The following is a 10,414-nucleotide window of genomic DNA, read 5'->3' on the forward strand; positions in this document are numbered from 1 at the left end:
ATCGGGCTTCTTGCCCTTCAGGCTGGTCAAGATGGCGGTGAAGTCCGTCGCCTTGTCGTTGGTGAACTCGCGGCCCACGGTCTTGCCGCCGGCGGCCTTCACGCCCTTTTCGAATTCGTCGGCCACGCCCTGGCCGTAGGCGGTGCGGTCGTCGATGACGGCAATCGACTTGCCCTTGAGTTCGGTCACGGCGTACTTGCCCAGCGTGCCACCCAGGTGCACGTCGTCAGCCACCACGCGGAAGGTGGTCTTCAGGCCTTGGCGGGTGTACTTGGGGTTGGTGGCCGAGGGCGAGATCTGCGGGATGCCGGCGTCGCTGTAGATCTTGGAAGCCGGGATGGTGGTGCCCGAGTTCAGGTGGCCGATGACGCCGTTGACCTTGCTGTCGACCAGCTTCTGCGCGGCGGCGGTGCCTTGCTTCGGGTCGCCGGCATCGTCTTCAGCCAGCAGCTCGAACTTGGCCTTCTTGCCGCCGATGGTGACACCCTTGGCATTCAGCTCGTCGATGGCCATGCGGGCGCCATTTTCGTTGTCCTTGCCGAGGTGAGCGATCTGGCCGCTGGTAGGGCCGACGTGGCCGATCTTCACCACCAGTTCCTGGGCACTCGTGGCGCCCGCGAACAGCACGGCGGCGGCGGCGACGATCACGTTCATCTTGACTTGCATTCAAACTCTCCGATTGATGGGTTGAGAGGTATGGGTGGGTTTCTCAACGGCCGAGAAGATACTCCAAAACAGTGCCTGTTCTGCCCAGCGCTTTCCTGTAGCAGGGCCTGTGCCACGTGTAGTGGAAACCCGATCGGCGTGGCCCCTGAACGTGGCCCGCGCGGGTATCGATGACAAACGGGTGTAAACCCTTAACGGCCGCGCTGGCGGCCCAGCTCCTGGGCCACGGCGCGCGCGACCACGTCGCGCAGCGTGCTGGCCAGTTCGCTGCGGGCCTCGTGCACCAGCGCTTCGGTCAGGCGCGCCATCGCCGGGGCCAGCGCCTCGCGCAGCCGGTACTCCAGCATCAGGTCGATCTGGCGCTGCACGTCGGCCAGCACGCGCTGGGTGAGGTGCTGTTCCTCGGGGGGCGGCGGATGGCCGGCGTCCACCACCGCGTCGAGCAGCGGCGGCTCAGGCAGTTGGCCCATAGCCGGCGGCTCCACCCGTACGACTTCCGTCAGCGTGGGCAGGACCGAGCGGGACATCGTGCTCATCAGGCGGCTCCTTGGGCGCCTGCGGCGGCGCCTTGCGCATGGTGCACGATCTGTGCGCCACCGGCCTCATAGGCGCGCCAGCGGCGGCGGCCCGCATCGCGGTCGTCGGGCTGGGCGCCCACCAGCTCGATCACGCGCTGGAAGGCCTGCGGGTCGGCGGGCATGTCGGGGCCCAGGTTCACCAGCACCTCCCGGTGCGGTGCGGCGGCGCCGGGGTCCAGCAGCCACAGCGGCGTGCGAGCCAGGCGCGGCGCGGGGGCCTGCCCGGCCTTCAGCCGCACATGGGGCACAAACTGCTGCGGCTCGAACAGCCACAGCGCATCGTCGAGCTGGCGCAGCACCTCGGGCGCACCGGTCACCGCCACCTGGGCGCCCTTGGCGTAGGCCTTGCGCAGCAGCCGGCAGGCAAAGCCGATCTTGTCGGCCATGCCGGTGTGGAACTCGACGGTGGCGGGCACGGTGCCGGCGCGGGCTGCGGCGCGGCGCTCAGCGCGCCTGCTGCAGCACGAAGTGGGTCAGCAGCGGCACCGGGCGGCCGGTGGCGCCCTTGTTGGCGCCGCTCTTCCAGGCCGTGCCGGCGATGTCCAGGTGCGCCCACGGGTACTTGGCCGTGAAGCGCTTGAGGAACATCGCGGCGGTGATGGCGCCACCGGGGCGACCGCCGATGTTGGCCATGTCGGCGAAGTTGCTCTTCAGGCCCTCACCGTACTCGTCGTCCAGCGGCATGCGCCAGGCCGAATCGAGTGCGCTGTCGGCCGCTGCCAGCAGGTCGGCGGCCAGCTGGTCGTCGGCGGTGAACAGGCCGCTGTGGATGTGGCCCAGCGCGATGACGCAGGCGCCGGTGAGCGTGGCGATGTCGACCACGGCCTTGGGCTTGAAGCGCTCGGCATAGGTCAGCGCATCGCACAGGATCAGCCGGCCTTCGGCATCGGTGTTCAGGATCTCGATGGTCTGGCCCGACAGGCTGGTGACCACGTCGCCCGGCTTGATGGCACGGCCGCTGGGCATGTTCTCGCACGCGGGGATCAGCGCCACCACGTTGACCTTGGGCTTGAGCTGGCCGATGGCGCGCATGGTGCCCAGCACGCTGGCCGCGCCGCCCATGTCGAACTTCATCTCGTCCATCTCGGCGCCCGGCTTGAGCGAGATGCCGCCGGTGTCGAAGGTGATGCCCTTGCCCACCAGCACCACCGGCGCATCGGCCTTGCCGGCGCCCTGGTACTGCATGACGATGAACTGCAGCGGCTCGTCCGAGCCCTGGGCCACCGACAGGAACGAGCCCATGCCGATCTTCTCGACCGCCTTGCGGTCGAAGGCCTGCACCTTCATGCCGAACTGCTTGCCGATGGTCTTGGCCTGCTCGGCCAGGAAGGTGGGCGTGGCCACGTTGCCGGGCAGGTTGGCGCATTCACGTGCCAGCGTCACGCCTTCGTGCACCGCAGCGGCACGCACCAGGCCCTTCTGCAGCGCGGTGGCTTCTTCCTTGGCGCACACCAGCGTGACCTTGGACAGCTTGGAGGGCTGGGGTGCGCTGGGCTTGGTCTGCGTGTACAGGTACACCGCGTCGCCGATGGCCGAGACCAGCGCGTCGGCATGGGCAGGCGTCAGCGGTGCGCCGGCGCAGGCCACGGCCAGGTGGCGCGCACCCAGGGCCTTGAGGCTGGCCACGCCCGCGGCCACCGCGGCCTTGAAGGCCTTGACGCTGGGCGCCGGCGCGGCCGCCAGGGCCAGCCGCGGCGCCTTGAAGCCGGCAGGGCGATGGATGTACAGGCTGCGACCGGCCTTCAAGGCGAAGTCGCCCTGCGCGACGGCGTCGTTCAACAGGCTGGCCACCTTGGCGTCCAGACCGGCCGGCACGGCTTCGCCGACCACCACGACCAGCAGCGCATCAGCAGCCACAGAAGCGAGCCCCGACGGGCCGATGGATTGGGAACGGAAGTCCATAATGCACGCAGGTTTGAAGAACGCACGATGTTATTCGATACGACGCTGCGAAAAGAGCTCTCCCGGTCCTTCGGCGCCACGCTGGTGGTGATCGTCACCATCGTCCTCACGATCATGCTCATCCGCACCATCGGCCAGGCGGCCGGCGGCAGCATTGCGCCGCAAGACGTGGCGCTGCTGCTGGGCTATACCTCGCTGGTGCATCTGCCGACGATGCTGGCGCTGTCGCTGTTCGTGGCCATCGTGGTCACGCTGGGCCGCGTCTACCGCGACAGCGAGATGGCGATCTGGAATGCCTCGGGCATCAGCCTGTCGCGCTTCGTCAAGCCGGTGCTGCGCACCTGCTGGCCGGTGCTGCTGGTGGTGGCCGCGCTGGTGCTGTTCGTCTGGCCCTGGGGCAACCGCAACTCCGCCGAGCTGCGCGATCGTTACCAGCAGCGCTCGGACCTCTCGCGCGTCACGCCGGGGGTGTTCCAGACCTCGCGCGACGGCAGCCGCGTCTTCTTCGTCGAACGCGAGAACCAGCAGACACCCAACGCCCGCAACGTGTTCGTGCTGACCAACGACGGCAAGAAGGAGTCGGTGATCTCCGCGCGCAGCGGCCGGCTCGAAACGCAGGACGACGGCCGCTGGCTGGTGCTGGAAAGCGGCCAGCGCCATGAGACCGACCTGGTCACCGGCAACCGCACGCTGTCGCGCTTCGAGACCTACCGCGTGCTGGCCGACGAACGCTCGGTGCAGCGTGCCGAGGAGCAGCCGCCCAAGGCCATGCGCACCGTCGACCTGATGAACGCGCCCACGCTGAAGAACCAGGCCGAGCTGGGCTGGCGCTTCGGCCTGCTGCTGGGCGCGGGCAACCTGCTGCTGCTGGGCATCGGCCTGTCGGCGGCCAATCCGCGGCGGGCCAGCAACTGGAACCTGCTGTTCGCCCTGCTGGGCTTCATCGTGTACTACAACCTGATCAACGTCTCGCAGGCCTGGATTGCATCGGGCCGGCTGTCGCTGGGCGGCGCGCTGCTGGCCCTGCACGGCAGCATGTTCGTGGTGGGCCTGGGCCTGCTGTGGTGGCGTGACCATGGCACCACGCTGCGCCTGTTCGGCCCCCGCCGCAGCGGAGCCGCCGCATGAGAACCGTCCGCCGGCTGCTGTACCGCGACATCTCGGGCGCGGTGATCTTCGTGGCGGCCGCCTTTCTGTCGCTGTTCTTCTTCATCGACTTTGTCGACGAGCTCGACAAGGTGGGCCGGCCGGGCTACACGATGGCCTCGGCGCTGCTATCGGGCCTGCTCGACATGCCGGGGCATTTCTACGAGCTGTTCCCGATCGCGGTGCTGATCGGCGCCATCTACGCCATGTCGCGGCTGGCCCAGTCGTCGGAGTTCACCATCCTGCGCACCGGCGGCCTGGGCCCCGGGCGTGCACTGGGCCTGCTGGCCGGGCTGGGCGCGGCCTTTGCGGTGGTCACCTTCGTGGTGGGCGACTATGTGGCGCCCGCCTCGGAACGGCAGGCGGTGGAGGTGCAGGCGCGCAGCCAGGGCGGCCGTGAACTGGGCCGTGCCGGCGCCTGGTTGAAGGACCGGCGCAGCACGCCGCAGGGCGACCGCAACGTGTCCGTCAACGTGCAGCGCACCACCGCCAACGGCGTGCTGCAAGGCATCCGCATCTTCGAATTCGACGCCGACGGCCGGCTGCTGACCCGCCTGTCGGCCGCCAGCGGCCGCGTGAGCGACGGTCAATGGCAGCTGCAAGACGTGCTGGTGACCCATTGGCCTGCCGAGGTGGCCGATGCCCGCATCACCGACGAGCGGCATGCCCGCCTGGACTGGCCCACCAGCCTGACCGGCGACGTGGTGGCCGCGGCGGTGCTGCCCGTGAGCACCATGTCGACCGTGGAACTGTGGCGCTACAGCATGCACCTGAGCGACCAGGAGCAGGCCGCCCAGCGCCACGCCATCCTGTTCTGGAAGAAGGCGCTCTACCCCTTCGCCTGCCTGGTGATGATGGGCCTGGCCCTGCCCTTCGCCTACCTGCACGCGCGCAGCGGCGGCGTGGCGCTGAAGGTGTTCGGCGGCATCCTGCTGGGCATCAGCTTCGTGCTGCTGAACAACGTGGCCAGCCACCTGGGGCTGCTGCGCAACTGGACACCCTGGGTGGTGGCCGCCACGCCCAGCCTGCTGTACCTGCTGCTGTCGCTGGCGGCTTTTGCCTGGCTTGTGAGGTACCGATGAGCGATCTGCCCCCCGACGCGGCGGCCCAGGGCCTGCTGCTGTTTGCCCACGGCGCGCGCGACCCCCGCTGGGCCGAACCCTTCGAGGCCGTGGCCGCGCGCGTGCGGGCTCAGCGCCCGGAGCTGGCCGTGCGCCTGGCCTATCTTGAATTCATGCAGCCCGAGCTGCCGCAGGCCGCGGCCGAACTGGTGGCCGGCGGCTGCCGGCAGATCGACGTGCTGCCGCTGTTCCTGGGCGCGGGCGGCCATGTGCGCAAGGACCTGCCGGCGCTGATGGAACGGCTGCAGGCCGAGCATGCCGGCGTGCGCTTCACGCTGCATCCCGCCATCGGCGAGATGCCCGACGTGATCGACGCGATGGCCGCGGCCGCGGCCCGGCTGCCATGAACCTGCACCAGTTCCGCTTCGTGCAGGAAGCGGCGCGGCGCGGCCTCAACCTCACCGAGACGGCCAAGGCCCTGCACACCTCGCAGCCCGGGGTCAGCAAGGCCATCCTGGAGCTGGAAGAAGAGCTGGGCGTGGACGTGTTCACCCGCCACGGCAAGCGGCTCAAGCGCATCACCGAGCCGGGGCTGCAGGTGCTCAAGTCGATCGACATCATCATGCGCGAGGTGGGCAACTTGAAGCGCATCGGCGAGGAGTTCAGCCTGCAGGATGCGGGCACGCTCTCGATCGCCGCCACCCACACCCAGGCCCGCTACATGCTGCCCGAGCCGGTGGCCGCGCTGCGCAAGCGCTTTCCGAAGGTGAACGTGAGCATGCATCAGGGCACGCCCAACGAGGTGGCCCGCATGCTGCTGGACGAAAGCGCGGACATCGGCATGGCCACCGAATCGATCCACGAGATCGAAGGCCTGGTCACCCTGCCCTGCTACGAATGGCAGCATGTGCTGGTGCTGCCCAGCAGCCATCCGCTGGCCGCGGTGGAACGGCCCACCCTGGAGCAGCTGGCCGCCGAGCCGCTGGTGAGCTACCAGGCCGCCTTCACCGGCCGCCGCCGCATCGACGCCGCCTTCGCCCAGCGCCGGCTCACGCCCAACTTCGTGCTCGAGGCCATCGACTCCGACGTGCTCAAGACCTATGTGCGCCTGGGCCTGGGCGTGGGCATCGTGGCCGAGATGGCGGTGCGCGACGACCCGCCCGGCGGCGAGCTGGTGACGCGGCCGCTGGGCTACCTGTTCGGCCAGAACATCTCGCATGTGGCCTTCAAGCGCGGGGCCTATCTGCGCAACTTCGTCTACTCGTTCGCCGAGCTGCTGAGCGACCGCCTCAACCGCAGCCTGATCAGCCGCGCCATGGGCAGCGAGCAGGACGCCGACGACTACCAACTGTGACCCCGATGAGCAACGCTTCCACCGCCTTGACCGTGCCCAGCCGCCTGCCCAACGTGGGCACCACCATCTTCACCGTCATGTCGGCGCTGGCGCAGGAGCATGGGGCGGTGAACCTGGGCCAGGGCTTCCCCGACTTCGATTGCGACCCCAGGCTGGTGGACGCGGTGACCCAGGCCATGCAGCAGGGCCTGAACCAGTACCCGCCGATGCCCGGCGTGCCGGCGCTGCGCGAGGCCATCTCGGCCAAGCTGGAAACGCTGTACCACCACCGCTACGACCCCGGCACCGAGATCACGGTGACGGCCGGCGCCACCCAGGCCATCCTCACCGCCATCCTGTGCTGCGTGCACCCGGGCGACGAGGTCATCGTGCTGGAGCCCTGCTACGACAGCTACGGCCCCAACATCGAGCTGGCCGGCGGCAGCATCGTGCGCGTGCCGCTGACGCCCGGCACCTTCCGGCCCGACTTCGGTCTGATCGCCGCGGCACTGACGCCGCGCACGCGGGCCATCATCGTCAATTCGCCGCACAACCCCAGCGCCACGGTGTGGACGGCCGAGGAGATGCAGCAGCTGGCCGCGCTGCTGCGGCCCACCAACGTGCTGCTGATCAGCGACGAGGTGTACGAGCATATGGTGTTCGACGGCCGGCCGCACATCAGCGCGGCCAGCATCCCCGAGCTGGCGGCGCGCACCTTCCTGGTCTCCAGCTTCGGCAAGACCTACCACGTGACCGGCTGGAAGGTGGGCTTCGTGGCCGCGCCGGCCGCGCTGATGGCCGAGTTCCGCAAGGTGCACCAGTTCAACGTGTTCACGGTGAACACGCCGGTGCAGCATGCGCTGGCCCGCTACATGGCCGATGCGGCGCCCTACCTCGACTTGCCGGCCTTCTACCAGCGCAAGCGCGATCTGTTCCGCGCCGGGTTGCAGGCCAACACCCGCTTCCAGCTGCTGCCCAGCGAGGGCAGCTACTTCCAGTGCGTGGACTATTCGGCCATCGACGACACGGTGAGCGAAGCCGACTTCTGCCGCCGCCTGACCACCGAGCTGGGTGTGGCCGCGATCCCGCTGTCGCCGTTTTATGCCAACGGCTTCGAGCAGCGCATCGTGCGCTTTTGTTTCGCCAAGAAGGACGAGACGCTGGAACGCGCGTTGGAGCGGCTGGCCAGGCTCTGAACGCCGGGCTTACAGCGGCGCCAGGCCGCTGGACAGGTCCAGGTCGACCGCGCCAGCCCGCGCCGGCCGGCTGGCGCTGCCGGAAGGGTCCATCGGCAGCAGCAGGTCCACGTCGGGCGTGGGCGCAGGCTCGGCGCCCGGCATGTGGCTGCGGGCCAGCTGGTACAGCAGCAAGGCGTCCTGGCTGGCCGCCAGCGTGAGCACCAGCGTCGGCTCGCAGCCGCCCACCAGGCGCTCGAGCAGCGTCATCGCGTCCTGCGGCTGCGGCCACAGCGCCTGCAGGCGGGCCACGGCCTCGGGGTATTCGTCCAGGCCGCGCTGCGGATGGTGGGCATGCTCCCAGTCGGCCCCATGCGGGCCGAACCGCTGGCGGAAGCGGTCCAGCGCCCGCTGGTAGGCGGCGCGGTCGTCACGCTGGCGGTGGATCTGCATCAGCTTCAGCCAGGGCATCGGGCTGTGGCCATCGACGGTCCGCAGCTCGGCCACCAGGCGCTCGACCGCGGCATCGTCCTGGCCCAGCGCCAGGAAAAAGTCGGCCTGCTGCTCCAGGTCGATCAGCGCTTCGGCGCTGAGCAGCGGCGCCGGCGTGTCGGGGATGGAAAACAGCTGCGGCACCGGCCGCGTGCTGCTGACGAACTCGGGCCGCTCACCCAGCGGCAAGGCGGGCGGGCGCGCGGGCGCCTCGGCCTGCGGCAGCGGCGGCAGCGTGGCCGGCGGCGGCACACTGGCCTGCCCACCCGCTCGCGGCAGGCTGCCCGGGCGTGAAGCCGAGGCCGAGACCGACGGCGGCACCGAAGCCTGCGGGGGTGGCACGGGCACCTGGGCCGGCACCGACTTGGCGCGCGGGCGCCGCAGCAGCGCACGGGCCGTCAAGCCCAGGCCGCCGGCCAGCAGCGCCAGTGCCGCGCCCAGCCAGGGCAGCACGGCTTCGTGCCATTCCACCTGGCCACGCAGGTGCTTGACCTGTTCCTGCAGCTGGGCGGTCTGGGCCTGGCGGCCGGCGTCGGCCGTGCGCAGCTGTTCCACCGCACGGGCCAGTTCGGCCAGGCGAGCGTCGGGCGTCGCGCCCGCCGCAGGCCCCGTGGGACTGGCGACCGACAGGCTGGCCGGGGCAGCGCCGGTGGCAGGCACAGGCGCAGCGGCGGGCTGGGCGGCCGCCGATGTGACGAGCACGGCAGCGGCCAGCGCCGTCAGGCGCGGCAGACCATGGGCCGGAGCCCGGGAACAGCGGCGAACACCGGCATCGCTCATGCGTCGGAAGAGGTGGGACGAGACGGCAGAAGGGGGACAGATCACTCTAGCATGCGGCCCTGCGCGCACCGGGTGGCGTCAAGGGTGCGTGACACAATCGATCAAGCCCTTATCGGCCTGTCCAGGGCCTGTCTTGACGATGTCTTCCGAATTGCTGACCGAACGGCGCGAACACACGCTGCTGCTGACCCTGAAGGACCCGGCCACGCGCAACCGCCTGTCGGCCCAGGCCTGCGCCGCCGGCGTCGAAGCCATCAACAACGCGGCCGATGCGCCCGACGTGCATTGCATCGTGCTGCAAGGCGATGGTGCGCATTTCTGCGCCGGTGCCGACGCCCATGCCGCCGGCCACGACGAAGCCGGGCCGGGTGGCTTCCAGGCCGCCTTCGAGGCGCTGGTGGACGTGATGCGCAGCAGTCCCAAGCCCATCATCGCCGCAGTGGAAGGCCATGCGGTGGATGCCGGCTTCGTGCTGGCGCTGGCCTGCGACGTGGTGATCGCGGCCGACGACGCGTGCTTTTCCTGGACCCAGCCTGAAGCCGCCGCCGCGTTGAGCCTGCAGCTGCCACGCCCGCTGGCCATGCAGTTGCTGTGGCTGACCGAGGCGCTGAGCGCCCGGCGCCTGCACGGCATGGGCCTGGCCAACGAGGTGGTGCCGCCCTGCGAGGCGGCCGCCGAGGCGCTGCGCTGGGGCCGCAAGCTGGGCGGCGTGCCCGCTGGCCGCATCGCCGCGGCCAAGGAGTGGTACCTGGGGGCGGCCCCGCGGCTTCAGCGGTCGAAACCGGGCATCTGACGCTCCAGCCGGCGCAGCAGGCCGGGCCAGGCCAGCGCGCCCGGGCCCATGCCCTTGGTGACCTGGCGCGACTGCTCACGCGCGGTGGCGATGATGTCGGGCGAGACGTGGATCAGCTCGCCGCCGCCGGCCTGCGCCCGGACCTGGATGGTGCACACCGACTCGAACAGGTACATCGACAGGAAGGCATCGGCCACCGTGCGCCCGACCGTCAGCAGGCCGTGGTTGCGCAGCATCAGGAAGGTGTTGCGGCCGAGGTCGCGCACCAGCCGCGGCTTCTCGTCCTCGTTCAGCGCCACGCCTTCATAGTCGTGGTAGCCCAGCGCGTTCATCACGAAGATGGACTGCTGCGACAGCGGCAGCACGCCGCCCTTCTGCGCCGACACCGCGATGCCGTTGAGCGAGTGCACGTGCAGCACGCAGGCCGCGTCGTGCCGCGCCGCATGGATGGCGCTGTGGATGGTGAAGCCGGCCGGGTTGACCGGGAA

12 protein-coding genes are annotated in these 10,414 nt (G+C 70.0%); 6 read left to right on the forward strand and 6 right to left on the reverse strand.

The window, feature by feature from the left end; all coding sequences use genetic code 11:
• The 4 genes from ABNT58_RS27940 to ABNT58_RS27955 form a co-directional block, all read right to left on the reverse strand.
• Positions 1-666: branched-chain amino acid ABC transporter substrate-binding protein (locus tag ABNT58_RS27940; RefSeq protein WP_348756639.1), on the reverse strand; the 666-nt coding region annotated here is incomplete at its 3' end.
• Positions 667-857: 191 nt separating this feature from the next.
• Positions 858-1,202 carry a hypothetical protein gene (locus ABNT58_RS27945; protein WP_348756640.1) on the reverse strand — a complete coding sequence of 115 codons (345 nt, stop codon included), beginning with the start codon at positions 1,200-1,202 and terminating at the stop codon, positions 858-860.
• Entirely contained in the window at positions 1,202-1,660 is a 459-nt protein-coding gene (locus ABNT58_RS27950; protein WP_348756641.1) for a DNA polymerase III subunit chi, read from the reverse strand. Before ABNT58_RS27950 ends, ABNT58_RS27945 begins: the two co-directional genes overlap by 1 nt.
• 28 nt (positions 1,661-1,688) lie before the next feature.
• On the reverse strand, positions 1,689-3,146 hold the full coding sequence (locus ABNT58_RS27955; protein WP_348756642.1) for a leucyl aminopeptidase: 1,458 nt from the start codon (positions 3,144-3,146) through the stop codon (positions 1,689-1,691).
• A gap of 27 nt (positions 3,147-3,173) precedes the next feature.
• On the opposite strand from ABNT58_RS27955, the gene lptF reads away from it, so the two are divergent.
• Genes lptF through ABNT58_RS27980 form a run of 5 tightly spaced genes read left to right on the forward strand, consistent with a single transcriptional unit; the run spans position 3,174 to position 7,882 of the window.
• A complete protein-coding gene (gene lptF / locus ABNT58_RS27960) occupies positions 3,174-4,274 on the forward strand; it encodes an LPS export ABC transporter permease LptF (RefSeq protein WP_348756643.1) in 1,101 nt (366 codons plus the stop codon).
• Entirely contained in the window at positions 4,271-5,374 is a 1,104-nt protein-coding gene (gene lptG / locus ABNT58_RS27965; protein WP_348756644.1) for an LPS export ABC transporter permease LptG, read from the forward strand. The genes lptF and lptG overlap by 4 nt, the downstream gene beginning before the upstream one ends.
• On the forward strand, positions 5,371-5,760 hold the full coding sequence (locus ABNT58_RS27970; RefSeq protein ID WP_348756645.1) for a CbiX/SirB N-terminal domain-containing protein: 390 nt from the start codon (positions 5,371-5,373) through the stop codon (positions 5,758-5,760). Before lptG ends, ABNT58_RS27970 begins: the two co-directional genes overlap by 4 nt.
• On the forward strand, positions 5,757-6,707 hold the full coding sequence (locus tag ABNT58_RS27975; RefSeq protein WP_348756646.1) for a CysB family HTH-type transcriptional regulator: 951 nt from the start codon (positions 5,757-5,759) through the stop codon (positions 6,705-6,707). Before ABNT58_RS27970 ends, ABNT58_RS27975 begins: the two co-directional genes overlap by 4 nt.
• Positions 6,708-6,712: 5 nt before the next feature.
• The gene (locus ABNT58_RS27980; RefSeq protein ID WP_348756647.1) at positions 6,713-7,882 is read left to right on the forward strand and encodes a pyridoxal phosphate-dependent aminotransferase; all 1,170 of its coding nucleotides are present in this window, start codon (positions 6,713-6,715) and stop codon (positions 7,880-7,882) included.
• 9 nt (positions 7,883-7,891) lie between these two features.
• Here the strand turns inward: ABNT58_RS27980 and ABNT58_RS27985 are convergent, their stop codons facing one another.
• On the reverse strand, positions 7,892-9,055 hold the full coding sequence (locus tag ABNT58_RS27985; protein ID WP_348756648.1) for a hypothetical protein: 1,164 nt from the start codon (positions 9,053-9,055) through the stop codon (positions 7,892-7,894).
• Between the two features lie 217 nt (positions 9,056-9,272).
• Here ABNT58_RS27985 and ABNT58_RS27990 point away from each other — a divergent pair, with 217 nt between their 5' ends.
• The gene (locus ABNT58_RS27990) at positions 9,273-9,926 is read left to right on the forward strand and encodes an enoyl-CoA hydratase-related protein (RefSeq protein WP_348756649.1); all 654 of its coding nucleotides are present in this window, start codon (positions 9,273-9,275) and stop codon (positions 9,924-9,926) included.
• On the opposite strand, the gene ABNT58_RS27995 is transcribed toward ABNT58_RS27990, so the two are convergent.
• A partial coding sequence (locus tag ABNT58_RS27995) for a class II aldolase/adducin family protein (RefSeq protein ID WP_348756650.1) occupies positions 9,902-10,414 on the reverse strand: 513 nt, incomplete at its 5' end. The genes ABNT58_RS27990 and ABNT58_RS27995 overlap by 25 nt on opposite strands.

The sequence above is a fragment of the uncultured Aquincola sp. genome (assembly GCF_964001545.1).
In the GTDB taxonomy this organism is placed as follows: domain Bacteria; phylum Pseudomonadota; class Gammaproteobacteria; order Burkholderiales; family Burkholderiaceae_C; genus Aquincola.

Bases quoted from the DNA above. Each gene is read 5' to 3' on its own strand.
- ABNT58_RS27945 (WP_348756640.1), bottom strand. From the start codon at position 1,202: ATGAGCACGATGTCCCGCTCGGTCCTGCCCACGCTGACGGAAGTCGTA.
- ABNT58_RS27955 (WP_348756642.1), bottom strand. From the start codon at position 3,146: ATGGACTTCCGTTCCCAATCCATCGGCCCGTCGGGGCTCGCTTCTGTG.
- lptF (WP_348756643.1), top strand. From the start codon at position 3,174: ATGTTATTCGATACGACGCTGCGAAAAGAGCTCTCCCGGTCCTTCGGC.
- lptG (WP_348756644.1), top strand. From the start codon at position 4,271: ATGAGAACCGTCCGCCGGCTGCTGTACCGCGACATCTCGGGCGCGGTG.
- ABNT58_RS27970 (WP_348756645.1), top strand. From the start codon at position 5,371: ATGAGCGATCTGCCCCCCGACGCGGCGGCCCAGGGCCTGCTGCTGTTT.
- ABNT58_RS27975 (WP_348756646.1), top strand. From the start codon at position 5,757: ATGAACCTGCACCAGTTCCGCTTCGTGCAGGAAGCGGCGCGGCGCGGC.
- ABNT58_RS27980 (WP_348756647.1), top strand. From the start codon at position 6,713: ATGAGCAACGCTTCCACCGCCTTGACCGTGCCCAGCCGCCTGCCCAAC.
- ABNT58_RS27990 (WP_348756649.1), top strand. From the start codon at position 9,273: ATGTCTTCCGAATTGCTGACCGAACGGCGCGAACACACGCTGCTGCTG.